General features: G+C 66.8%; 19 protein-coding genes and 1 riboswitch. Of the genes, 14 read left to right on the forward strand and 5 right to left on the reverse strand.

The features are described from left to right. Window positions 1–127 precede the first annotated feature (127 nt). Window positions 128–391 carry a helix-turn-helix domain-containing protein gene (locus FAZ98_RS28085; RefSeq protein ID WP_158956210.1) on the forward strand — a complete coding sequence of 88 codons (264 nt, stop codon included), beginning with the start codon at window positions 128–130 and terminating at the stop codon, window positions 389–391. 1 nt (window position 392) lies between these two features. Next, entirely contained in the window at window positions 393–1,736 is a 1,344-nt protein-coding gene (locus tag FAZ98_RS28090) for a type II toxin-antitoxin system HipA family toxin (protein ID WP_158956212.1), read from the forward strand. Window positions 1,737–1,758: 22 nt separating this feature from the next. Here FAZ98_RS28090 and FAZ98_RS28095 read toward each other — a convergent pair whose 3' ends face one another. Together FAZ98_RS28095 and FAZ98_RS28100 are read right to left on the reverse strand one after the other, a co-directional pair. Then, on the reverse strand, window positions 1,759–2,406 hold the full coding sequence (locus FAZ98_RS28095; protein WP_158956214.1) for a rhomboid family intramembrane serine protease: 648 nt from the start codon (window positions 2,404–2,406) through the stop codon (window positions 1,759–1,761). Between the two features lie 137 nt (window positions 2,407–2,543). After that, complete coding sequence (locus FAZ98_RS28100) at window positions 2,544–3,491, reverse strand: LysR family transcriptional regulator (protein ID WP_158956216.1); 948 nt, start codon at window positions 3,489–3,491, stop codon at window positions 2,544–2,546. 235 nt (window positions 3,492–3,726) lie between these two features. On the opposite strand from FAZ98_RS28100, the gene FAZ98_RS28105 reads away from it, so the two are divergent. The 3 genes from FAZ98_RS28105 (at window position 3,727) to FAZ98_RS28115 (ending at window position 7,985) form a co-directional block, all read left to right on the forward strand. Then, complete coding sequence (locus FAZ98_RS28105; protein ID WP_158956218.1) at window positions 3,727–5,151, forward strand: sulfatase-like hydrolase/transferase; 1,425 nt, start codon at window positions 3,727–3,729, stop codon at window positions 5,149–5,151. A 66-nt stretch (window positions 5,152–5,217) separates the two neighbouring features. Then, window positions 5,218–6,543, forward strand: a complete 1,326-nt coding sequence (locus FAZ98_RS28110; RefSeq protein ID WP_158956221.1) for an MFS transporter — start codon at window positions 5,218–5,220, stop codon at window positions 6,541–6,543. A 32-nt stretch (window positions 6,544–6,575) separates the two neighbouring features. Then, complete coding sequence (locus FAZ98_RS28115) at window positions 6,576–7,985, forward strand: FAD-binding oxidoreductase (RefSeq protein ID WP_158956223.1); 1,410 nt, start codon at window positions 6,576–6,578, stop codon at window positions 7,983–7,985. A gap of 52 nt (window positions 7,986–8,037) precedes the next feature. On the opposite strand, the gene FAZ98_RS28120 is transcribed toward FAZ98_RS28115, so the two are convergent. Further along, complete coding sequence (locus tag FAZ98_RS28120) at window positions 8,038–10,254, reverse strand: GAF domain-containing protein (RefSeq protein ID WP_158956225.1); 2,217 nt, start codon at window positions 10,252–10,254, stop codon at window positions 8,038–8,040. Window positions 10,255–10,339: 85 nt separating this feature from the next. Here FAZ98_RS28120 and FAZ98_RS28125 point away from each other — a divergent pair, with 85 nt between their 5' ends. Next, the gene (locus FAZ98_RS28125; protein WP_233272869.1) at window positions 10,340–11,530 is read left to right on the forward strand and encodes a Dyp-type peroxidase; all 1,191 of its coding nucleotides are present in this window, start codon (window positions 10,340–10,342) and stop codon (window positions 11,528–11,530) included. A 34-nt stretch (window positions 11,531–11,564) separates the two neighbouring features. Here the strand turns inward: FAZ98_RS28125 and FAZ98_RS28130 are convergent, their stop codons facing one another. Together FAZ98_RS28130 and FAZ98_RS28135 are read right to left on the reverse strand one after the other, a co-directional pair. After that, window positions 11,565–11,942, reverse strand: a complete 378-nt coding sequence (locus tag FAZ98_RS28130; RefSeq protein ID WP_325072644.1) for a TraR/DksA family transcriptional regulator — start codon at window positions 11,940–11,942, stop codon at window positions 11,565–11,567. Between the two features lie 184 nt (window positions 11,943–12,126). Further along, a complete protein-coding gene (locus tag FAZ98_RS28135) occupies window positions 12,127–13,044 on the reverse strand; it encodes a LysR family transcriptional regulator (protein ID WP_158956229.1) in 918 nt (305 codons plus the stop codon). Between the two features lie 193 nt (window positions 13,045–13,237). Between FAZ98_RS28135 and FAZ98_RS28140 the strand changes: the two genes are divergently transcribed. The 8 genes from FAZ98_RS28140 to uca all read left to right on the forward strand — a co-directional run bounded on the left by FAZ98_RS28140 (window position 13,238) and on the right by uca (window position 24,867). Further along, the gene (locus FAZ98_RS28140; RefSeq protein WP_199272461.1) at window positions 13,238–14,584 is read left to right on the forward strand and encodes an MFS transporter; all 1,347 of its coding nucleotides are present in this window, start codon (window positions 13,238–13,240) and stop codon (window positions 14,582–14,584) included. 303 nt (window positions 14,585–14,887) lie between these two features. Beyond that, complete coding sequence (locus FAZ98_RS28145; protein ID WP_158956233.1) at window positions 14,888–16,444, forward strand: M81 family metallopeptidase; 1,557 nt, start codon at window positions 14,888–14,890, stop codon at window positions 16,442–16,444. 292 nt (window positions 16,445–16,736) lie between these two features. Beyond that, a riboswitch (guanidine-I (ykkC/yxkD leader) is annotated at window positions 16,737–16,835 on the forward strand. Window positions 16,836–16,894: 59 nt separating this feature from the next. Beyond that, the gene (locus tag FAZ98_RS28150) at window positions 16,895–17,965 is read left to right on the forward strand and encodes a putative urea ABC transporter substrate-binding protein (RefSeq protein WP_158956235.1); all 1,071 of its coding nucleotides are present in this window, start codon (window positions 16,895–16,897) and stop codon (window positions 17,963–17,965) included. Window positions 17,966–18,023: 58 nt separating this feature from the next. Next, on the forward strand, window positions 18,024–18,839 hold the full coding sequence (locus FAZ98_RS28155) for an ABC transporter permease (RefSeq protein WP_158956237.1): 816 nt from the start codon (window positions 18,024–18,026) through the stop codon (window positions 18,837–18,839). Then, complete coding sequence (locus FAZ98_RS28160) at window positions 18,836–19,627, forward strand: ABC transporter ATP-binding protein (protein ID WP_158956239.1); 792 nt, start codon at window positions 18,836–18,838, stop codon at window positions 19,625–19,627. The genes FAZ98_RS28155 and FAZ98_RS28160 overlap by 4 nt, the downstream gene beginning before the upstream one ends. Window positions 19,628–19,651: 24 nt before the next feature. Next, entirely contained in the window at window positions 19,652–20,356 is a 705-nt protein-coding gene (locus FAZ98_RS28165) for an urea amidolyase associated protein UAAP1 (protein WP_158956242.1), read from the forward strand. Between the two features lie 14 nt (window positions 20,357–20,370). Beyond that, window positions 20,371–21,012, forward strand: a complete 642-nt coding sequence (locus FAZ98_RS28170) for an urea amidolyase associated protein UAAP2 (protein ID WP_158956244.1) — start codon at window positions 20,371–20,373, stop codon at window positions 21,010–21,012. Window positions 21,013–21,207: 195 nt separating this feature from the next. Beyond that, window positions 21,208–24,867, forward strand: coding sequence for an urea carboxylase (gene uca, locus FAZ98_RS28175; RefSeq protein ID WP_158956246.1), 3,660 nt, complete (start codon window positions 21,208–21,210; stop codon window positions 24,865–24,867). The last annotated feature ends 14 nt before the right edge of the window (window positions 24,868–24,881 follow it).

Here is a 24,881-nt window from a genome sequence, read left to right on the forward strand (position 1 = left end):
ATGGGCTACAAAACTCGCCATCATCGCCATTTATGTAGCCCAAAGGCCACAAATTACGCCAGCATTTTGTAGCACTCGGGCTACAATTCACCTCAGTATCCTGTTTTCTGATGCCCAGAGGCTACCGATGACCACATTGGCGGATGTTGGCGACATGCTGCGCGAGGCCCGTCGCGAGGCCGGTCTTTCGCAGCAGGAACTGGCGGATCGCGCCGGCGTCGCGCGCTCGACGCTCGCACGCATGGAAACGCTCGCACGCGGCGACATGAGCGTTTCGGCGCTCGCCCGGCTGCTCGAAGCGGCCGGATACGATCTGCGCACCGTCAAGCGCGGCCACCGGCGCACGCTCGACGACGTGTTGACCGAGCAGCGCAACGCCGGGGAGCAATAACGTGCGCCTCCATGTCTACGCCCAAGGCAAGCGCGTTGCCGATCTTTATCGTCAAGCCGACGCCTACGCGTTGCGCTACACCGCCGACGCCAACGCCGGCGACTTCATCAGCCTTGCCATGCCGGTGCGCGAAGACGCGTGGGTGTGGCCGCGCGATCTGCATCCGTTCTTCCGCCAGAACCTGCCGGAGGGTTTTCTCCTGCAGGTGATTCGCGACGAATTCGGCCCCTACCTGGACGGCACGGATCTTTCGCTGCTCGCCGTGATCGGGGGCGCGGGCATCGGTCGGGTCACGGTGGTTCCCGAAGACGGCGCGCCGGGCGGCGTGCTGGATCCGCTCGATCTGAAGAGCCTGCTCCACGACGACATCAGCACCGCGCAGTTCGCGGAACTCGTGCGCTATTACGCGCGCGCCGCCATCTCCGGCGCGGTGCCCAAATTCCTGGCGCCGGAACGCTCGCCGGTGCAAACGCCCGTGGGCAAGCAGACGCTGCGCACGAGCCGGCACATCATCAAGGGCTCCGACGAGCAAACGCCCTTTCTCGGCCTCAACGAGCATTACTCGATGCAGGTGCTCGCGCGACTCGGCGTGGCGCGCGTCGCCAACACCACCATGTCGGACGACGGCCGGGTGCTGGTCGTGGACCGCTTCGACGTCGATGCGAACGGCCAGCCCGCGTTCGGCGTGGAAGACGCGTGCAGCCTGCTCGGCCTGCCGCCGCACGAGAAGTATCGCCCGTCCACCGAACAGGTTCTCAACGCGACCAAACCGTACATCGGTGCGGCGGTCTGGCGGCGCGAAGCGGAGCAACTCGGCTGGCAGCTCATCACCAACTACGTCGTGCGTAACGCGGACTGCCACGCGAAGAACATCGCCCTGCTCTATGCGCATATCGACGACGTCGTCTACACGCCCGCCTACGACATCGTCACCACGCAAGCGTATCCGCGCTTCGCGAACAATCCGCCGGGCTTGAGTATCGACGGGCGCAAAACCTGGGCACCCGGCAAGACGCTCGAGCGCTTCTTCAACACGCGGCTAGGTATCGCGCCGAAGCGCTATCGCGAGATGGTCGAGGCCGTGTGCGACTCGGCCGTATCGACGGGCAAAGACCTCGCCGAAGCGGCGAAAAACGACACGCGCTGGCACTGGATCGCCCGGCAGATGCTGCACGCGTGGAACGAAGGCATGGCGTCGCTGCGCAGCGCCAAGCCGCAAGTGGCGCTCAAGGCGCTCACGCCCGTTATCGAAGCGGCCGGGTTTTCCGACGCGGACAAGGCCGATACCGAACGCGCGGTGATCGGCCGTTCGGCGTTGCTGGCGAACCCCGGCAAGAAAGTCTGACGATGCCGGCGCCCGCCGCGCGCTATTGCCGCGGCCGGGTGCCCTGCACCTCGCGCGCGTTGCGTACGCGTGCGCTCACGAGGCGCGCCGCGATCAGGCCGCCAATCGCGCCGCCGAGATGGCTCTGCCAAGAGATTGCGGGATCCACGGGCAACACGCCCATGAGCATGCTCGTGCCATAGGTCGCGGCCACACCGAGCGCCACCAGCACGGAGAGCAGATGGCGCGTGTACCAGCCGCGCGCGACCAGAAACGCGCCATAACCGAACACCACGCCACTCGCGCCGATATGCACGCTGTCAGGCGCGCCGAGCAGCCAGGCGCACAGCCCGGCGCCCAGCATCGAGCCTGCCGTGGCTGCCCAAAAAACGCTGATACGCGGCCACATCGTGAGCCAGCCGAGCACGATCAACGCGCCACTGTTGGCGAGAATATGCGCGAGATTCGCGTGGAGCCAGGGCGCGAACAGAATGCCTTCGAGGCCCGCGAGCGAGCGCGGCCGCACGCCGTATCGTTCGAGTTCGAGCCCGGGAAACACGGCCGAGACGATGAACACGGCCCAGATCGAGCCGACGTAGATGCCGAGCAACGCCAGCCGCCGATCGATGGCGGTGGCCGGATCGGTGCGGAAAGTGGGCGCCTGGGCGGCGGGGCGGCGCGGCTGGAACATGAAGCGGGTCTCGCTGAAAAATGGCGCATGCCGGACCGAAGCGCATGAGCCGAAGCGCGCATGCTGCCATAAAGCGCGGCGTTCGGTGTCGCCCGGTTTTGCGTCCGACCTTTCCGTGCATGGCTTCACCCTCCCGCTCACGCCCTCAACGACATCGCAATGCGTTCCTTCACGACCGCCACGCAGTCGAGCGAGGTGGCGAGCACCGGATTGGGCGAAGCCTCGCTGTAATACAGCCGCACCGTTTCGAGAAACCGCGCGCCCTTGAGCGCGAGGATCGCGAGCGTGCCCTGCGCCACGCCGCGGCGCGCGACCGTGAGCGGCATCAGCGCGAGAAAGGGATAGAGACCGAGCATGGTTTCGTTCGCCTGCAGCGACACCGATTGCACGCAGCCCGCCGGTAACTCGAGACCGCCGCTGCGCAGCCAGCGCTCGAGCGCGAGATACGTGGGCGCTTCGCGCGGCGGCAAGATCCACGGCAGACCGGCGAGGTCCGCGCGTTTGAGCGCCGGGCGCGCGGCGAGCGGATGATCGCGCCCGCACACGATCACGATGGGATCGTCGAGCAACGCGTGCGAGGCGAGCCCCTCCAGCGCTTCCTGCGGCTCGTTGCGGCTCAGCACGATGTCCAGGCTGCCCGCGGCGAGCTGGGCGAACAGCCGGTCGCTGGTGGCTTCATGGAACAGCACGCTCACGTGCGGCGCACGCTTCTTCAATTCGAGCACGAGTTCGGGCGCGAACACCGCCAGCACGGTGGGCACCGCCCCCACGGCAATCCGCCCCGAAAGCCCGCTCGTGAGCGTATCCACTTCGTAGCGCGCCCGCTCGATCTGATGAAACACCTCGCGCGCGTGCCGCAGCAGCACTTCGCCCACGGCGGTGAAACGCAGACGGTTGCCCACGCGTTCGAGCACGGGCACGCCAAGCCCCGCTTCGAGATCGGCCAGTTGCTTCGAAACGGCGGGTTGCGTGATGCTCAGGCGCTCGGCCACGAGACGAATCTGCCCGAGGCTGTCGAACAGCGCGAGCAGCCGCAAATGACTCAGCTTGAGACCGGCTTCGAAAAAACGTTCGACGGGATTCATGGAGAGACGGCCGCGCGAGTGGATGAGGAGAAACGGTGAAGCCGGAAGCCAAGCGGAATACGAAGCCGCGCAGGAAGGCCGCTTTAGGCGCATAACCAGAAGTTATTCGCCTTTCAAAATTTGTCACTTGCGTCTTATGCGTCAGCGTACCACCATTGACGCAACGGAGACAGCGCCGCAGCAACCGGATACCGGAAGCCGCGAGCGCCCGGCGCAAACCCCAATCGACATAATCATGCGACCCACCAACGTCCTCTTCATTCTCTCGGACGAGCACCAGCAAGGCCTCATGGGCTGCGCGGGCCATCCGTTCATCCGCACCCCGAATCTCGACGCGCTCGCCGCGCGCGGCACGCGCTTCCCGAACGCCTATACGCCTTCGCCGATCTGCGTGCCGGCGCGCGCGAGCCTCGCGACGGGCCGCCACGTGCACGACATCCGCTGCTGGGACAACGCGATCGCCTACGACGGCGTGCCGCGCGGCTGGGCACATCATCTCGCCGATCACGGCGTGCTCTGCGAGTCGGTGGGCAAGCTGCATTACCGCTCGGAAGACGCGCCCGTGGGTCTGCATCGGCAGCATCACGCGGTGCATATTCTCGAAGGCATCGGCCAGGTGTGGGGCTCGGTGCGCGAGCCCATGCCTGAGACCATGGGCCGCTCGCCGCTCTACGACAAAATTGGCGCGGGCACCTCGAGTTACAACCGCTTCGACATGCGCGTGGCCGACACCGCCGTGACCTGGCTCGGCGAGCATGCGCGCGACGAACGGCCGTGGGTGCTTTACGTCGGGCTCGTGGCGCCGCACTTCCCGCTCGTCGTGCCGCAGGAATGGCTCGATCTCTATCCGCCCGAATCGCTCGATCTGCCGCTGCTGCATCCGTCCACGGGCTACGTGCGGCACCCGTGGGTCGAGCGCCAGGCGCGCCACATGGACCACGATTCCGCGATCGGCAGCGAGGCACGCCGGCGCCTCGCCGTGGCGTGCTATCTCGCGCTCGTGTCGTTCATGGACGCGCAGGCGGGCAAGGTGCTCGGCGCGCTGCGCGAACACGGTCTGGACGACACGACCACGGTCATCTACAGCAGCGATCACGGCGACAACCTCGGCAAGCGCGGCATGTGGAACAAGTGCCTGATGTACCGCGAATCCACGGGCGTGCCGATGATCGTGGCCGGTCCCGGCATCCCGGCGGGCGCGGTCAACGAAACGCCGGTGTCACTCGTCGACGTGCAGAACACGCTGCTCGACGTCACCGGCTGCCCCGCCGCGCTGATGACAGGCCCGGGCACCTCGCTCGCGCAACTCGCGAACGCGCCCGCGCAGCCGGAGCGGCTCGCGTTCAGCGAATTTCACGCGGTGGGTTCGGAGACCGCGGCCTATATGCTCGCCGATGCGCGCTACAAGTATCACCACTACGTGGGCATGCGCCCCGAGTTGTTCGATCTCGAACGCGACCCCGAAGAACTGAACGACGTGGCCGCCGACCCCGCGTACGCACCCGTACTCGCCCGCTTCGAGGCGAACCTGCGCGCGCTGCTCGATCCCGAGGCCGTGGACGCCGCCGCCAAAGCCGATCAGGCTCGCCTGATCGCGTCGTTCGGCGGGCGCGAGGCCGCGCTCAAGACCGGTACGCCCGCGGCGACACCGGTGCCGTAAGCCTGGCCGGGCGGCAACGCCTTACCGCAGGACCCATAAAACGACAAAGACAGACTGGAGACAAGCATGCATTCAGCCACTGACGGCCGCGCGGCCGATGCGGATGCGGGCCCCGCCGCGCCCGCCGGAATCCGCCGCAAATGGAAGACGGTGATACTCGCGAGTCTCGGCGGCTCGCTGGAAATCTACGACTTCATCATCTACGGCGTGTTCGCGCGCGAGATCGCGCGGCAGTTCTTTCCGGCCGCCGACCCGCTCGCCTCGCTCATCAGCACGTTCGGCGTGTTCGCGATCGGTTACGTGTCGCGGCCGCTCGGCGGCATCGTGCTGTCCAGTCTCGGCGACCGCTTCGGGCGGCGCGCGATCTTTCTCGTTTCCGTGCTCGCGATGTCGGCGTCCACGATCGGCATCGGCCTGATTCCGGGCTATGCGAGCATTGGCGTGTTCGCGCCCGTGCTGCTCGTGCTGCTGCGGCTCGCGCAAGGCTTCTTTCTCGCGGGCGAGTTGCCCTGCTCGATCACCTATGTGGTCGAAGAGATGCCCGGGCGTGCGAGTCTCGTGGGCGGTCTCGTGGTCTTCTGCCTGAACTCGGGCGTGCTCACGGCCACGTTGATGAGTCTCGTGCTGCACGCCACCCTCGACGCGGCCGACGTCGTCACGTACGGCTGGCGCATCGCGTTCATCTTCGGCGGCTTGATCGGGCTGCTGTCGTACTGGCTGCGCACCTCGCTCGAAGAGTCGACGGAATTCCAGCGGCTGCGCAGTCATAAGGCGAAGCGGCCGTTTCGCACCGTGCTGAGCGCGCATCCGTGGCAGGTGGCGGCGGGCGTAGGCGTGGCCGGCATCGTCAACGCGGCCAACAGCCTGCTGTTCGTGGTGCTGCCCTCGTATCTCGCGACGGTGCTGCACTACGCGCCCGCCAGCGTGAGCGCGGCGCAAAACCTCGGGATCGCGACGATGTCGGCGGCGCTGCTCGCGTGCGCATGGCTCGGCGACCGCGTGCCGCCACGGCTCGTGCATCGCGCGGGCGCGCTCATCATGCTCGCGGGCAGCTATCCGTTCTACCGGCTCGTGGCCGCGCACGAAATCGACCCGTTCACGATGTTCGCGGTGATCGGCTTCGTCGGCGGTTTCGTCAACGGCACCTATGCGTTCCTGCTCGCCGATCTCTTTCCCACCCAGGTACGCTTCTCGGGCATCGCGCTGTCGCTCAATCTCGCCACGGTCGTGTTCACCGGCATCACGCCGCTGCTGGTGACGGATCTGCTGCATCGCTTTGGTCCCGTCGCGCCCGGCCTCTACATGACGGCGATCGCCTGCATCGGTCTCGTGGCCGGACTCGCGCTCAAGCGGCTCGGCGGCAAGGTCGAGCGCATGCAGCACACGGGCTGACCGCTTTCCGCTCCATTTTCATCGACGACACCATGCAAGCCTCGCCCCCGATGTCACTCCACGACGCGCTCGCCCACGCCCTGGGCGCCGACCGCCTGAACACCGACCCCGCCTTCGCCGAGGCGCAGGCCGGCGACTGGAGCGATGCGCCGCGCTGCGCGCCGCCGCTCGTGATCCTGCCGCGCACGCCCGAGGAAGTCGCCCGCGCGCTCGCCGTGCTGGCGCAGTACCGCCAGCCGCTCGTCGTGCAAGGCGGGCTCACCGGTCTCGCGGGCGCGGCCACGCCGCAGCCCGGCGAAGTGGCGCTGTCGCTCGCGCGCCTCACCGCGATCGAAGCCTTCGATACCGTGGGCGGCACCGTGACGGTGCAAGCCGGTATCGTGCTCGAATCCTTGCAGACACAGGTGGAAGCCGCAGGCTGGTTCTTTCCGCTCGATCTGGGCGCGCGCGGCTCGTGCCAGCTCGGCGGCAACGCGGCCACCAATGCAGGCGGCAATCGCGTGCTGCGCTTCGGCACGATGCGCGAACGCATTCTCGGGCTCGAAGTCGCGCTGCCCGACGGCACCGTGCTCTCCATGCTCAATCGCACGACGAAGAACACCACCGGCATCGACCTCAAGCAGCTGTTCATTGGCGCGGAAGGCACGCTCGGCGTGATCACGCGGCTCGTGCTCAAGCTCGAACCGAAGCCGGCCGCCGCGCAAACGGCGTTGTGCGCGCTGGGTTCGTTCGACGCGGCCGCGCAACTGCTCAAGGCGCTGCGCATGCGGCTGCCCGCGCTCTCGTCGTTCGAACTCATGTGGGACGATTTCATGGTCGCGGCGGGCGAAGTGGCGAAGCTCAAGCCGCCGTTCTCGACGCGTTATCCCGTCTATGCGCTCGTCGAAACTCTGGGCGACGCGGGCGATGACGCGCAGCAGGCGCTCGAAGCGGCGCTTGGCGATGCGCTGGAACACGGCACGATCGACGACGTGATCGTCGCGCAGTCGCTGGAACAGGCGAAGCAGTTGTGGGCCGCGCGCGAGTCGGTGGGGGAACTGCTGGCGGCCACGCGGCCGCATGCGGCCTTCGACGTGGGCGTGCCGATGGACGAGATGGAGCGCCTCGTCGCGACGCTGCGCGCGCGCCTCGAGGCGCGCTTCGCCGCGCAGCGGCACCTGTTCTTCGGCCATCTCGGCGACGGCAATCTGCACCTGCTGAGCGGGCCGTACGAAGCAGGCACGGACCTGCTCGAAGTGGAAGCGCTCGTGTACGAAGCCGTGCGCGACGCGGGCGGCTGTATTTCGGCGGAGCACGGCATCGGCGTGGTCAAGCAGGCGTTTCTCGGCCTCACGCGCTCGGAACCGGAGCTGGACCTGATGCGCAAGATCAAGCAGCTGGTCGATCCGGCCGGCATCCTGAACGGCCGCCGCGTCGTGCCGGATCGCGACACGTCAGGTTAAGCGCAGCGGCGCGAACCGCTGCCGCTGGCCTGGCGCAAAAAACCCGGCGCGTTCAAGGCGCCGCTTCGTGCGGGTCGCCGCTCCCCAGCTTGATCTCGACAATCGCCTCGTCTTCGGTGAACCGGCCCGCCAGCGTGCCTTCGTGACCCTTGACGATGGCGTGCGCGATATACAGCCCCAAGCCCAGGCCGCCGCGATTGGCGGGGTTGTCGAGCGAACCGCTCTTGAACGGATCCAGCAGACGATCGAACGGCACCGTGGGCGGCGCCAGCAGGCGGTTGCGAATTTCAATCGCCACGCCCGCCGCGCTGGTCGTGGCCGTGAGCGTGACGGGCTGACTGGTGTCGCCGTGCTTGCGCGCGTTGCCGAGCAGATTGGTGATGGCCTGCGCGAGCCGGTCGGGGTCCACGTGCACCGTGGCCGCTCGATTGTCGATGTGCATGTCGAGCGTCATGCCGGGATGCGCGAGGCGCGCCTGTTCCGCCATGGACTCCAGCAGATCGCCCAGCGCCACGTCCACGCGCCGCAAGCCGAGCCCCATGCCCGAGCGGATGCGGCTCACGTCGAGGATATAGCCGATCAGCGACTGCATGCGCCGCGTCGAGCCTTCCACGCGCTTCGCGGTGTCGTTGTTCGAGGCGAGGCCGCGCCCCATCAGCAGCATCGCCATGTTGATCGCCTGCAGCGGATCGCGCAGGTCGTGGCCGAGCGTCGCGAGCAGCGTGGTCCGCGCGCGCTCTGACTCGCGCATTTGCATGAGCGCCACTTCCTGGAGAACCGAGCGGAGTTCGCGCGCGGCGTTCTGGTCGACATCGCTCCAGTCGCGGCTGCGGCCCGTGACGGTCTGCTTCCAGACTTCGAACGAGCCGCGCGGCGTGAGGCGCGGGCCGTTCGGGCCCATCGCCACCACCTTGTCGGGCGGCCCGGCCCAGTGGATCGTCTCCACGAGTTCGTCGCGCAGCCAGACAATGGTCTTGCGGCTATCGCCGAGCATCTGGATGGCGAGACAGCCCGCCACGCCTTCGCTGCGCAAGCCGCTCGCGAGTTCGGCGGGCAGCATCTCGTCGATGGCGGCGCTCACGAAATAGTCGGTGCGCTCGCGCGCGAGGTGCTGCGCGAGTTCCAGCAACAGCTCGCGTTTCATCGCGCTGTGCTTGCCGCGCACGACCACTTCGCCGTCCACGACGATCGCCACCGCCTCGCAATTCACGAGTGCCGCGATGTCCTGCGCCGCGCTCACGAGCCCCGCGAGCGGCGATTCGGCCTGCGCCAGCGCGGCGGCAATACGGCTGCGCTGCTCGCTGATGCGGTGATCGGCCAGCGCGCGCTGCTTGGCCTCGATCTGCGCGATCAGGATCGACACGACCTGCGTGAGCACCGTGGACGACAACCGCACCGCGTGCGACGCGCGATACGGCTTCATGTGGTGGCACGCGAACAGGCCCCAGAGCTTGTCGTCGCGCACGATGGAAATGCTCATCGACGCGCCCACGCCCATGTTGCGCAGGTATTCGATGTGGATGGGCGAGACGCTGCGCAGCACCGAATGGCTCAGGTCGAACGGCACGCCGGTTTGCGGATGCGTGGGCGGTTCGATCGAGATCGGCGGCGCGTTCACGTCGGAAATCTGCCGGATCGGATTGAGCACGTACAGGCGGCGCGCCTGCTGCGGAATATCGCTGGCCGGATAGCGCTGCTGGAGATACGGCGCGAGATCGTCGTGTTTCGCCTCGGCGATCACTTCGCCGCTGCCGTCGGCCATGAAGCGATAGCCCATCACGCGGTCGAAGCCCGTCATGGCGCGAATGGCTTCGGCGGCGGCTTGCAGCAGTTGCGGCACGTCGTCGTAGCTGGTGGCTTGCAGGCGCTGGATCGCGCGCTGCGCGAACAGCGCGAATTGCGTGGCGGCCGGCGCCTTGAGGCTGATCTGCTCGAATTCGACGATCAGCGTCTCGCCGGACCAATGCAGGATAAGGTCGAAGCGCTCGCCGTCGGCGCCCTTGCACTCCACGCTTTCGTCCTGCGAGGCGCGGTCGGCGAGCGCCGCGCGAATGGTCTGGCGCGACAGCGGGCTCAGATGCTCGTCGCGAATCGTCTCGCCGATAGCCGGCACCGCCCCGAGCCAGTGCGCGGCATTGGCGCTGCGCGCGATCAGACGCCCTTGCCGGTCGAAGCACAACAGCGCGCCGTGCGGCTGGATGCGCCCCAACAGATGAATGGGCTCGCGGTCGCAACTCGCGACGATTTCGGTGATTTTTTGAGCGTTCAATTTGTCCTTGGCGTGCCGCGCAAAAAGGTGCGGCATCGATATTGTCCAACGGCCGCTTTTGCGTTGGCAAACGAAAATTCCGCGAATGCGCGCGGCACCCCGGCGCGAACTCGCCGCAAAACCGCCTAATGCGCGGTTTTCCTATGAAAAATCAGGCGCCACGGCGCATTTGTGTGAAGCGGCCGCCAGAATATCGCTTCATTCGAACGATGCTATGGTGAAGGTCCGGGTCGCCCGAAGACCCGCTTCCGCGCCCCGCCTCGCTTCGAACCCTCATTTCCACGACCTCGCAATGGGAGGGAGCTTGAACTCGCCCACTTCGCCGAATTCCGCTGCGCACGCCGCGATCGACACCGAACCGCAGTCGATCGACGCGCCGCTCTCGGCCGCCGCCGCTTTCCTCGTGCTCGCGCTCAAGACCGATTCCGCTTCGCTCGCCACGGCGCAGGCGGTGGTCGGCAGCACCGACGATCTGGTCAAGGACATCCGCATTCGCACCCGCAACGGCCTGTTCACCTGCAACGTGGGGATTTCCCATCACGGCTGGGGCCCGCTCACCGGCAAGCCGTTGCCGAAGGAACTGGCGCCGTTTCGCGAGGTGCGCGGTGCGAAACACACGGCCGTTTCCACCGCGGGCGACCTGCTCTACCACGTTCGCGCGGAATCCATGGACGTGATCGTCGAGTTCGAGAAGATCCTGCTCGAAAATTTCGGCGCGGCGGTCGAGGTGATCGACGACGTGGCGGGTTTTCGCTATTTCGACGGGCGCGATCTGCTCGAGTTCGTGGATGGCACCGCGAACCCCGACGGCCTGGATTTGCCCGCCGCGACCCTCGTGGGCGACGAAGACGCCGCCTATGCGGGCGGCAGCTACGTGGTGATCCAGAAGTATCTGCACGACATGGCGGCTTGGCGCGCGCAGAGCGTGGAAGCGCAGGAAGCCATCATCGGGCGCAAAAAATTCGACAACACGGAATTGCCGGACGCGGCAGAAGGCCAGAAGTCGCACAAAACGCTCTGCACGATCGAAGATGCCGAGGGCGAACACGACATTCTGCGCGACAACATGCCGTTCGCCACGCCGGGCCGCAACGAATACGGCACCTATTTCATCGGCTATTCGCGGCACTTGTGGGTGATCGAGAAAATGCTCGAGCGCATGTTTATCGGCGATCCGCCACCGCTGCACGACCGCATTCTGGATTTTTCCAAAGCCGTGACGGGCGTCACGTTCTTCGCGCCGCCGCGCAAGTTGTTAAGCGATCTGGGCGGCTGATCGCAAGCCCGGACAACGCGCGCGGCATGCGCGCTTATTGATTTCTGGCGTCGCGCGCGCCTTGTTCCTGCAAGGTGAGAATGGCCTCGGGCAACACTTTCAGGCGCTCGATGGGAATGGGATCGCCGCTTTCGTCCGAATAACCATACGTGCCGTCGGCGATCTTGGCGAGCGCGCGCTGGATGTCGGCAATACGATGGTCGTTCACGTCGCGCAACGCCTGGTTGGCCACGTCCTGCTCCATTTTCTGCGCGTCGTCTTCGTATTCTTCCGCTTCGGAGCCGGTTTCTTCCTGCTGATCGCGCTCCGCCGCAATCGTCCCTTCCTCGCCGCCCAATAGTTCGCGCTGCATCGCGAGCAAACGCTGCCGCTGACTTTCGATGAACGCGTCACTCAATCCTGGATCGCTCATGTCCATTCCCCTTTGATCGCCGATGAAGAAGGCCGTGCAGCCCGCCACTCAGTGCCACTCAGTGCATCCAAGTCTTGAAGATCGCCTGCAAACGGGCGGCCGTCATTTCCACCGCAAGCGGCGCAAGGCTCATTCCCATCAACCGTTCACGGCCGGCGGCCGCGACCCTCATGCTCACTCGCACTCATTCGCGCTCGCGAAACGCACTCATCCGCGCGAGCATCCACTGCAGCAATTCATTCGCCGCGGCCGACAGCGGCCGTCCCGCGCGCACCAGCATGCGCGCCTTCGCCGAGAGAAACAGCGGATGCTGCACCGGCAGCGCGAGCAGTTCGCCCGCGGCGACTTCGTGCATCGCCGCGAAATGGCCCATCAGCGTGGCGCCGTCGCCCTTTTTGGCGAAGTGCTTGAGCACGGTGAGCGAGTTGGTCGTGAGCGTCGCGTTGAGATGCACGTTGTCCGAATACGCGAGCATCTGCACGATCTGGCCGAGTCCGAACGCGGGCGGCATGACGGCGAGCGGATACGGCAGCAGGTCGTCCACGCGCAGCGGTTGCGCGCGCAGCGCGAGCGGATGCTGCGGATGCACGAGCAGCACCACGGGCGCGCTCGCGCTCGCGCAATACTCGATATGCGGATGCGCGGGCGGATTGTAGGCGAGGCCGATATGCGCGCGCCCTTCCACCACGCCGCTCACCACGTCGTTGACGGGCAGCACCTCCACGCCCACTTCGAGACGCGGGTAGCGCACGCAGAACTCGGTGAGCACCTCGTCCATCAGGCCGTCGATATACCCCTCGCTCGTGGCGATACGCACCTGCCCCTGCTGCAAGCCTTGCAGCGCCTGCAAGCGATGCTCGAACTGCTCCTGCTGCGCCTGGCAGCCGCGCCAGTATTCGACGAGATGCTGCGCCGCCTCGGTGGGCGCCACGCCGCGCGCGCGCCGCTCGAACAGCGTCGCGCCGATCTCCTCTTCGAGCAGCCGGATTTGCCGCGTAATGACCGAGGCGGCCGTGTTCAGGCTGTCCGCCGCGCCGCGTATCGAGCCTTGCGTGAGCACTTCCTGGAAATACCGCAAACGTTTCTGGTTGATGTCGCGCATGAGGGAGTTTCGGTGTTCGAACGGGGATTCCGGCGCGGGCCTGGAAGCGCGCACGGCGGCGAGCGTTGCCCAAAAGGCAACTTTACGCAACTTCAGTTGCTATTGCTCGCAGTTTATTGTCGGCTGACGATTTTCCGAACCCCACGCCCCACCCGCGCGCGCCAATGAGCACGCCCGCCCAACAACAAGGAGCCTGTCCGTGAGCCCTGCCCCGACGATCGCATCCGACGCGCGCCAAGCAGCCCTCTACCGGCGTCTGAACTGGCGCATCCTGCCGTTCCTGCTGATCTGCTATCTGTTCGCCTGCCTCGACCGCCTCAACATCGGTTTCGCGAAGCTGCAGATGCAAAGCGACCTCTCGCTCTCCGACGCCGTCTACGGCCTCGGCGCGGGCATCTTCTTCCTCGGCTACGTGCTGTTCGAGATCCCGAGCAATCTGCTGCTGCCGAAAGTGGGCGCGCGCCGCACCATCGCCCGCATTCTCGTGCTCTGGGGCTTGACCTCGGCCTCCATGATGTTCGTGCGCAACGTGCCCATGTTCTACGGACTGCGCTTCCTGCTGGGCGTGTTCGAAGCGGGCTTCGCGCCGGGCATGATCTTCTACCTCACGTACTGGTACGGCGAGAAGCGCATGGCGCGCGCGATCGCCATCGTGATGACGGCCGGTCCGCTCTCGGGCGTGGTGGGCGGCCCGCTCTCCGCGTGGGCGATGACAACGTTCAACGGCGCGCTCGGTCTCGAAGGCTGGCAGTGGATGTTCCTTATCGAAGGCCTGCCGTGCGTGCTGCTGGGCGTGCTCGCGTGGTTCGTGCTCGCCGACCGCCCCGAAGACGCGCGCTGGCTCTCCGACGACGACCGCACGCTGCTGCGCGCCCAGACGCGCGGCAACACCGCCGCGCACCACGGCTCGTTCCTGAGCGTGGCCGCCGACCCGCGCATCTATCTGATGGCGTTCGCCTACTTCTGCGTGATCTGCGGCATCTACGCGGTCAACTTCTGGCTGCCGAGCATTCTCAAGGCCGACGGCGTGACCGACACGATGCAGATCGGCTTCTACACGATGATCCCGTACCTCGCGGCTGTAATCGGCATGGTCGTGGTGGGCCGCAGTTCCGACCGCCGCGGCGAGCGCCGCTGGCACAGCGCGCTGCCTTCGCTGCTGGCCGGCGTGTGTCTTGCCATCGCCACGATGTCGGGCGGCAATCTCGTCGTCTCGCTGCTGTTCATGACCATCGCCACGCTGATGATGTGGGCCGCCTACACGGTGTTCTGGGCGATTCCGTCCGAGTATCTGAAAGGCGACGTGGCGGCGGGCGGCATCGCGCTCATCAATACGATCGGCCTGCTGGGCGGCTTCCTGAGCCCGACCATCATCGGCTTCGCGCAGTCCATGACGGGCTCGCTGCACGCCGGGCTGTACGTGATGGTCGCGTTGCTCGTGATTGGCGCGGGTCTGTTGATGGCGATCCGCGTGCCGAAGCGTCACCCGCAGGTCGGCGACGCCACGGCCGACGCGCTCGCCGCCGCGAACCGTCTGTAACGCGGCTGGCACGCGGCTGACACGCGGCTGGCACAACAGGTTGCGTCGATCACGACTGTCGTGCCGGCTACCGATTCAGCCGATACGCCCGATTCGGCCGGCGATGCTACGGCGCGCCTGGCGGCCGCATCGCTTCGGCGCGAGATGCATCGCGGCTGTGCGCGCAGCCTGCGCAGGGTGTGTCCGCGCAATCCGCACGCGCCACCCGCGCCACCCTTTTCGAACCGCGCGAGCGCGGCCCGTCGCCCTTCGCAGCTTGCCGCGACGCCGTGCCGCCTCGACGCCCGCATGGAGATTTCCGCCTTGACCCAAACCATCCTGATCGCTGGCTTCCAGCACGAAACCAACACCTTCGCGCCCTCGAAGGCCGCCTACGAAAATTTCGCGCGCGGCGAAGGCCACCCGGCCATGCCGCGCGGCGCGGCCATGCTGGAACTGCGCGACGTGAATCTGCCCGCCGGGGGCTTCATCCGCGCCGCCGAAGCCGAAGGCTGGGCGCTCGTGCCCGTGCTGTGGGCGGGCGCGAGCCCGTCCGCGCACGTGAGCGCCGACGCCTACGAGCGCATTGCCGGCGAGATCGTGGCGGCGGTGGAACGGGGCGGCTTCGACGCCGTGTACCTCGACCTGCACGGCGCGATGGTCAGCGAGAATTTCGACGACGGCGAAGGCGAGTTGCTCGCCCGCGTACGGCGCGCGGTGGGCCCGGCCATTCCCGTGGTCGCGTCGCTCGACCTGCACGCGAACGTCACCGAACGCATGCTCGCGAACGCCGACGCGCTCGTTGCCTATCGCACCTATCCGCACGTGGACATGGCCGAAACCGGCGCGCGCGCGGCCGCGCTGCTCAAGACGCTGTTCGAGCGCGGCGGCCAGCGCGGCGGAGAAAGCGGCGGAGAATCAGGCAACCCGCGCGGCGCCTCGTTGGCCCGCGCCGTGCGGCGGCTGCCCTTCCTCATTCCGATCAACGGCATGTGCACGTTGCTGGAGCCGTCGCGCTCGATGTACGCGCTGCTCGGCGAACACGAGCAAGGCGCGGTGCGCTCGCTCTCGTTCGCGCCCGGCTTTCCGGCCGCCGATTTCCCCGAGTGCGGCCCCGTGATCTGGGGCTACGGCGACACGCCCGAGGCCGCCGAAGCCGCCGTGGGCGCGCTCTACGAACGCATGCTCGCCGACGAAGCCCAATGGCAGGTGCCGTTCCTCGCGCCCGACGCGGCCGTGGCCGAAGCGCAGCGCCTCGCCGCCGACGCCTCGCACGCGAAAACCGGCCCGGTCGTGATCGCCGACACCCAGGACAACCCCGGCGCGGGCGCCGATTCGAACACGGCCGGCATGCTGCGCGCGCTCGTGAACGCCAACGCGCAGGACGCCGCCATGGGCCTCTTCTTCGACCCGCAAGCCGCCGCGGCCGCGCACGCGGCGGGCGTGGGCGCGACGCTCGCGCTGTCGCTCGGCGGCAAGAGCGGCGTGCCCGGCGACACGCCGTTCGAGGGCAATTTCGAAGTGGTCGCGCTCTCCGACGGCCGCTGCCGCTACGACGGCCCGATGATGCACGGCATGCAGGTGGAGATGGGGCCGGTGGCGTGTCTGCGCATCGGCGGCGTGCTGCTCGCGGTGAGCTCGACCAAGGCGCAGATGCTCGACCGCAATCTCTATCGCGTGGCCGGCATCGAACCCGAGCGCATGAAGATTCTCGTCAACAAGAGTTCGGTGCATTTTCGCGCCGACTTCGAACCGATCGCGCGCGCCGTGCTGGTCGCGAAAGCGCCCGGCCCGATGACCGCCGACCCCGCCGATCTGCCGTGGAAACATCTGAAGCCCGGCATTCGCCTGCGGCCGCGAGGACCGGCTTTCGCGGGGTGATTCTCTAACTGATTCTCTGGCTGATTCTCTGGCTGATTCGCAGGCTGAATCACGGTCTGCAAAAGGAATGAAAACGGCCTGAAAACGGGCAACCGCGCGACGCGCGCGTGCATGCGCGCCCTCTCGCGGTGCATTTTTGAGACGTTCGAGTGCGCACTACGCCCCGCGTCAGCGTGACCGCACTCGAATTCGCGACGAAGCACGCCAAAAACACACACCACGCAGCGCTGGCACGATTCCCGCTTAAAGGAGTGGGCAAGGAGCCGGCGCAGCATCCGGTTCGGACAATCTGGAAATGGACGGCTAGGGTTCCGGTCTGCACACGCAGGCGCTGGTCCGAGAGCTGTCGACCTCTGGCGAGGTTACACGGCGGGATAAAAGCCCGGGAGAGAACGCGATGATTCGCGCTGCTCCCTGCCGTCGTCAACCGCTCCTTCCGAGGTCAACCTCATGCGCAAGCTTGCACGCTGTCTTGGCATCGCCGCTCTCTCCCTCGCCGCACTCGCCTCTCACTCCGCCTTCGCGGCGGGACGCACCGACTTCAAGGTTTGCTGGACCATCTACGCGGGCTGGATGCCGTGGGGCGAGGCCAAAACCCAGGGCATCGTCTCCAAATGGGCGAAGAAGTACGGCATCAATATCGATGTCGTGCAACTGAACGACTACGTCGAATCGATCAATCAGTACACGGCCGGCAAGTTCGACGGCTGCGCGATGACCAACATGGACGCGCTCACCATTCCGGCTTCGGGCGGCGTGGATTCGACGGCGCTCATCGTCAGCGACTATTCGAACGGCAACGACGGCGTGCTCATGAAGGGCAAAGGCAAGACGCTCGCCGACCTGAAGGGTCAGCAGGTCAACCTCGTGCAGTTCTCCGTCTCGCACTATCTGCTCGCACGCGCGCTCGACAGCGCCCATATGAGCGAGCGCGATCTCAAGGTCGTGAATACTTCGGACGCCGACATTTCCGGCGCGTTCGCCACGCCCACGGTGCACAACGCCGTCACGTGGAATCCCATGCTCTCCGACCTCAAGGCGCAGCCCAACGTGACCGAAGTGTTCGATTCGAGCAAGATTCCCGGCGAGATCATGGACATGATGGTCGTCAACACGAAGACCCTGCAGCAGAACCCGGCGCTCGGCAAGGCGCTCACCGGCGCATGGTTCGAGATGGTCGCGCTGATGCACGGCAACTCGCCGGCAACGACCTCGGCGCTCACGGCCATGGCCAAGGCGTCCGGCACCGACCTCGCCAACTTCAAGGGCCAGCTCTCGACCACCGCGCTGTTCTACACGCCGCAGGCCGCGCTCAGCTTCGTCACGAGCCCCGACATGCCGAAGATCATGACGCGCGTCGCGCAGTTCTCGTTCGATCACGGTCTGCTCGGCCAGGACGCGAAAAGCGCCGACGCCGTGGGCATGGCGTTCGACAAGGGCGTCGTGACCGGCAACAAGAACAACGTGAAGCTGCGCTTCGACCCGAGCTATGTCGCCATGGCGGCGGCGGGCAAGCTCTGACGCGCGGTTCATGCCTCGCAACACGCTTCGAACCCCGCTTTAGAACAAGGCGCTCACCATGCGACTCATCAACCGACATCCGAGCCGGATCGGCGGCCTCATGCTGCTCCTGCTGCCGTTCGTCGTGCTGTGCGCGGTCTACTTCACGGGATCGTCGCTGCGGCTCGCCGCCAACCCCGACGACAAGCTGCTCCCGAGCGCCGCGCAAATGAGCGATGCGGTGAAGTCCGTCGCGTTCACCGAAGACCGGCGCACCGGCGAGTACCTGCTGTGGGACGACACGCTCTCCAGCCTGCGGCGGCTCGGCATCGGCCTCGTGGTGAGCGCCGTGATCGCGCTGGTGGCCGCCATCGCCACGGGCGCGCTGCCGCTCGTGAGCGCGACGCTCTCGCCGTTCATCACCGTGGTCTCGATGGTGCCGCCGCTCGCCGTGCTGCCGATCCTCTTCATCGTGTTCGGGCTCGACGAGTTGTCGAAGGTCGTGCTCATCGTGATCGGCATCACGCCGATGATGATTCGCGATCTGCACGCGCGCAGCGCCGAGATTCCCGCCGAGCTGTGGGTCAAGGCGCAGACGCTCGGCGCGACCAGCTGGACGCTGATCCTGCGTCTCGTGCTGCCGCAATTGCTACCGCGCCTGCTGGTGGCGTTGCGGCTCTCGCTGGGCGCGGCGTGGCTCTTTCTGATCGCGGCCGAAGCGATCGCGTCCACCGACGGCCTCGGCTATCGCATCTTCCTCGTGCGCCGTTATTTGTCGATGGATCTGATCCTGCCGTACGTGGCCTGGATCACGCTGCTCGCGTGGCTCACCGACGAGCTGCTGCGCCGCCTCACGCAATGGTGTTTCCCGTGGTACGGCGGAGGCGCGCGATGATCGAAGTCCGCAACGTCTGGAAGGAATACGGCGAACAGGTCGTGCTCGAACGCCTGAATCTCACCGTGCGCGAAGGCGAATTCTGTTCGATGGTGGGCGCCTCGGGCTGCGGCAAGTCCACGTTCCTGCGCCTGCTGCTCGGCCAGGAACGCGCCACGCGCGGCGAGATCCGGCTCGACGGCGCGCCGCTGCCCGCCGAACCCGACGCGCATCGCGGCGTCGTGTTTCAGCGCTACTCGGTGTTCGATCATCTGAGCGTGCTGCGCAACGTCATGCTCGGGCTGGAGTTGCCGCGCGCGAAGTTCACGGGGCGCCTCTTTGGCGCGCAACGGCGCGCCGCACGCGACGAGGCCGCGGCGATGCTCGAACGCGTGGGCCTAGGCGCGGCGCTGGAGAAGTATCCGCAGCAGCTCTCGGGCGGCATGCAGCAGCGTCTCGCCATCGCCCAGGCGCTGATGATGAAGCCGCGCGTGCTGCTGCTCGACGAACCGTTCGGCGCGCTCGATCCCGGCATTCGCCGCGACATGCACGTGCTGCTCGCGGAGCTATGGCGCGAAGCGAAGCTCACGATCTTCATGGTCACGCACGACCTGAAGGAGGGCTTCACGCTCGGCAGCCGCGTGCTCGTGTTCGACAAGGTGCGCGTCGATCCGCAGGCGCCCGGCGCGTACGGCGCGCGCATCACCTACGACATTCCCCTCGATCGCAGCCGCGCTTCGGCCTCCGCCCTTCACCTGGCGCAGGCGGCCGTGCGCGGCGCATCGGCAATCGAACGGGTCTCCGCGTGACGGAACCCGGTTGAAGGAACCCTCATGACCTTGCTGCTCGAAGAAACCGTACCCGGAGGCGGCCACGCCTCGCTCATCGTCAAGCGCGGCCAGTCGCTGCGCGTAACCGACCTGCGCGGCGGCGCGAACGTCAGCGTGATGATGGTCAACGCCGCCGAAAAGAGCGAACGGCTCAATCTGCCCGATTCGCTCAAGTGCCAGCACACGGCGAAGCTCACGGCGGGCCACTGCCTCTACTCCGACATGGGCCGCGTGCTCGCCGCCATCGTCGCGGATACCTGCGGCTGGCACGACAGCCTCGGCGGCGTCTCGAACGCGCAGGAAGTGTTCGAACGCTACGGCGCGGGCCGCTACCAGGAACTGCGCAACGGCTTCTACCGCAACGGCACCGACAACCTGCTCGTCGAGATGGGCAAATGGGGACTCGGCATGACCGACCTGATGATGACGCTCAATCTGTTCAGCCGCGTCGACGTCACGAGCGAAGGCGCGCTCAGCTTCGTGCCGGGCAATTCGCAGGCGGGCGATTACGTCGACCTCTATGCGCCGATGAACACGCTGGTCGTGCTCACCGCCATCCAGCATCCGCTCGACCCGAACGCCGACTACGCGCCCCAACCCGTCAAGCTCGAACTGAGCGTGGCGCAGCCCGACGTGGCCGAAATCTGCCGCACGGCCTGCGAGGAAAACGTGCGCGGCTTCCTCAACACCGAACGATTCTTTCTGTGAGCGGAGATACACGCATGACCACGACACTCACTGTCAGCGAAAAACAGCCCGAACACGCGGTGTATCGCGAAACGCTCGGCGCGGGCGAGCCGTGGCTTCACGAGGTGAAGGCCGGGCAAACGCTGCGTATCGTCGACCTCGAAGGCAATCAGGCCGTGGACACGCTGTTCTACAGCCTAGCCGACCCACGCGAGCGCTTCGATCCGCAACGCACCTTGCGCCGCCAGCAGCGCCTCTACCTGAGCACGGGCACGGTGCTGTATTCGAACCTCGGCAATCCCATGCTGACGATCGTGGCCGATACCTGCGGCCGTCACGACACGCTCGGCGGCGCGTGCGCCCAGGAGAGCAACACGGTGCGCTACGCGCTGCAAAAGCGCTACATGCATAGCTGCCGCGACAACTTCCTGCGTGCCTGCGCGCACGACGGACGGCTCTCGAAGCAGGACATCGGCGCGAACGTCAACTTCTTCATGAACGTACCGGTGACGGCCGAAGGCGGTCTCACGTTCGAAGACGGCATTTCCGCGCCGGGCAAGTACGTGGAACTGCGTGCGGAAATGGACGTGATCGTGCTGATCTCGAACTGCCCGCAATTGAACAACCCGTGCAACGCCTACAACCCCACGCCCGCGGAGCTGCTGATATGGAACTGAGCGACCTCGAGCGCGTACGCCGCTGGATTCATCACCTTTTGCTGGTGCGCTCGGGCCGCTGCTGCACGCGCACGCGCGAACAACTGACCCAGCACCACTGAAGCACGCCACCTGTCGCTGACGCGACGCGAGCCACGGACGACCGTGGCCGCCATTCCCACGGCGGGACGGCCCGCCTCCCCAAAGACGCTTTCCATGTTCGAGAAGATCCTGATTGCCAATCGCGGCGCGATCGCGTGTCGCATTCTCCGAACGCTGCGCGAACTCGATGTGACCGGCGTGGCCGTGTTCGCAGAAGCCGACCGCGCGAGCCGTCACGTGAGCGAAGCGCCCATCGCGCACGAACTGGGCGATGGACCCGCCGCATCGACGTATCTCGACACCGCAAAGATTCTCGCGATCGCGCGGCGCGAGGGCGTGCAGGCGATCCATCCCGGTTACGGATTTTTGTCGGAGAACGCGGCGTTCGGCGAGGCCTGCGAGGCGGCCGGCATCGCCTTCATTGGCCCGACGCCCGCGCAGTTACGCGCATTCGGCCTCAAGCACACGGCGCGCGAGATCGCCGCGCGCGAAGGCGTGCCGATGCTCGAAGGCACCGGCCTGCTCGCGAATCTCGAAGCGGCGCTCGACGCGGCGCGCGCGATCGGCTATCCGGTGATGCTCAAGAGCACGGCGGGCGGCGGCGGGATCGGCATGCGCGTGTGCTGGAACGAAGCCGATCTCGGTACGCATTTCGACGCCGTCAAACGGCTCGGCGAAAACAATTTCAGCGACGCGGGCGTGTTCCTCGAAAAGTACATCGAACGCGCGCGGCATCTGGAAGTGCAGGTATTCGGCGACGGCCGGGGCCACGCCATCGCGCTGGGCGTGCGCGATTGCTCGGTGCAGCGGCGCAACCAGAAAGTGCTGGAGGAAACCCCCGCGCCGTGCCTGCCCGAGGGCATCGCGCAGGCGCTCTGCGACGCGGCGGTGAAGCTCGCGAAGGCCGTCGATTACCGCTCGGCGGGCACGGTCGAATTCGTCTACGACAGCGCCGTGCGCCGCTTCTACTTTCTCGAAGTGAACACGCGCCTGCAGGTCGAGCACGGCGTGACGGAACAGGTGTGGGGCGTCGACCTCGTGCGCTGGATGATCGAACTCGCGGCGGGCACGCTCGCGCCGCTCGACACGCTGTTCGCGCAGCTCGCGCCACGCGGTCACGCGATCCAGGCGCGGCTTTACGCCGAAGATCCGGGCCGCGATTTCAAGCCGAGCCCGGGCCTGCTCACCGACGTGGCGTTTCCGCAGGCGGACGGCAAAGCGCTGCGCATCGACACATGGATCGAAGCCGGCTGCGAAGTGCCGCCCTACTTCGACCCGATGCTCGCGAAGCTGATCGCATGGTCGCCCACGCGCGACGAAGCACGCCACGCGCTCGACGCCGCGCTGCAAGCCACGCGTATTTACGGCGTGGAAACGAACCGCGATTATCTGCGCCAGATTCTCGACGACACGCCGTTCGCGTCCGGCGAACCCTGGACACGCTGCCTCGAATCGCTCACGTATCGCGCGAGCACCGTCGAAGTCGTGAGCGGCGGCACGCAGACCACGGTGCAGGACGTTCCGGGCCGCCTCGGTTACTGGGCCGTCGGCATTCCGCCTTCGGGGCCGATGGACGACCGCGCGATGCAGCTCGGCAATCGCCTGCTCGGCAACGCCACGGACGCGGCCGCGCTCGAAATCACCATGAGCGGCCCCACGCTGCGCTTCAACACCGAAGCCGTGGTGGCCGTCACGGGCGCCGAGCTTCCCGTGCTGCTCGACGGTCGCGCGCAGCCAATGCACACGCGCTTCGTGGTCAAGGCGGGCGCGACGCTCGCGCTCGGCGCGATACGCGGCGCGGGCGCGCGCGCCTACCTGTGCGTGCGCGGCGGCTTCGACGTCGCGCTTTATCTCGGCAGCCGCAGCACGTTCACGCTCGGTCAGTTCGGCGGTCATGGCGGGCGGGCGATCCGCGCGGGCGACGTGCTGCATCTCTATCCGCTCGACCACGACGGGCATGCGGGCGACGCGCTGACCAATGCGCTGACCAATGCGCTAACCAATGCGCTGACCCACGCGCTGACCCACGTCCCGCCGCTCGAGGCCGTGCGCACGATCCGCGTGATCTACGGTCCGCACGGCGCGCCCGAATATTTCAGCGCGCCCTATATCGCGCGTTTTCTCGCCACGGAATGGGAGATCCACTTCAATTCGAGCCGCACGGGCGTGCGCCTGATCGGCCCGAAACCGGAGTGGGCGCGCGAGGACGGCGGCGAAGCGGGACTGCATCCGTCGAACATTCACGACAATCCGTATGCGGTGGGCGCGATCGACTTCACGGGCGACATGCCGGTGATACTCGGCCCGGACGGCCCCAGCCTCGGCGGTTTCGTGTGCCCCGTGACCATCATCGAGGCGGACTTGTGGCAGATCGGCCAGTTGAAGGCCGGCGACAAGGTGCGCTTCGTGCCGGTGGACATGGGCGCGGCGCGCGCGGCCATGCGTCAGCGCGAGCGCGAATTGCACAACCTCGTGCTCGAACCGCGCGAGATGCCGGAGCCCACCGCGACGCTGGCTTCCCTGCCTTCGCCCATCGTGCTCGACCTAGGCGCGGATCAGGAACGGCTCGTGGCGCGCGTTTCCGGCGACACGCATCTGCTGCTCGAGATCGGCCCGGCGGAACTCGACCTCGTCGCGCGCTTTCGCGGCCACGCGCTGATGCAGTCGCTCGAAGCGCAGGCGCTGCCCGGCGTGATCGACCTGACGCCCGGCATACGCTCGCTGCAGGTGCACTACCGCCCCGACACGTTGCCGCTCGCGCGCCTGCTCGAGATCGTCACGCGCGCATGGCAGGACGTGCTGCTGCAACAGGATCTGCGCGTGCCCTCGCGCGTGGTGCATATTCCGCTGTCCTGGGACGATCCCGCCTGCCGTCTCGCCATCGACAAATACATGACCACGGTGCGCAAGGACGCGCCATGGTGCCCGAGCAATCTGGAGTTCATCCGCCGTATCAACGATCTCGACTCGCTCGACGCGGTCAAGCGCATCGTGTTCGAGGCGAGTTATCTCGTGATGGGTCTCGGCGACGTGTATCTCGGCGCGCCGGTCGCGACGCCGCTCGACCCGCGGCACCGGCTGGTCACGACCAAGTACAACCCGGCGCGCACCTGGACGGCCGAGAATTCGGTGGGCATCGGCGGCGCGTATCTGTGCGTGTACGGCATGGAAGGCCCCGGCGGCTATCAGTTCGTGGGCCGCACCTTGCAGATGTGGAATCGCTACCGCCAGAGCGCGGATTTCGCGGGCCAGCCGTATCTGCTGCGCTTTTTCGACCAGATCCGCTTTTACGAAGTCCCGGCGGACGAACTGCTGCGGATTCGCGCGGACTTTCCGCTCGGGCGCTATCCGTTGCGTATCGACGAGACCGAGCTGTCGCTCGCCGACTATCAGGCGTTTCTCGCGCGCGAAGCCGTAAGCATCGACGCGTTCCGCACGCAGCAACGCGCCGCGTTCCAGGCCGAACGCGAGCGCTGGCGCGCAGCGGGCGCCTCCGAGGACGCGCTCGAAGCGCCGCAGGCCGAGCAAGCCGAACTCGCGCCGCTCGCCGCTGGCGAAACGGCCGTGGAAAGCGAGATCGCGGGCAGCTTGTGGCAGGTGAAAGTCGCCACGGGCGCAACGGTCGCGGCCGGCGACGTACTGCTCGTGATCGAGTCGATGAAGATGGAGATCGCGGTTTGCGCGCCCTGCGCCGGCACCGTGAGCGCGGTTCATGTCGCGCCAGGCTCGCCGGTGCGCGCGGGCCAACGCGTCGCGGTCATTCGCCAGCCCTGAACATGGAAGCCACC

It is taken from the genome of Paraburkholderia acidisoli, from assembly GCF_009789675.1.
Lineage (GTDB): Bacteria > Pseudomonadota > Gammaproteobacteria > Burkholderiales > Burkholderiaceae > Paraburkholderia > Paraburkholderia acidisoli.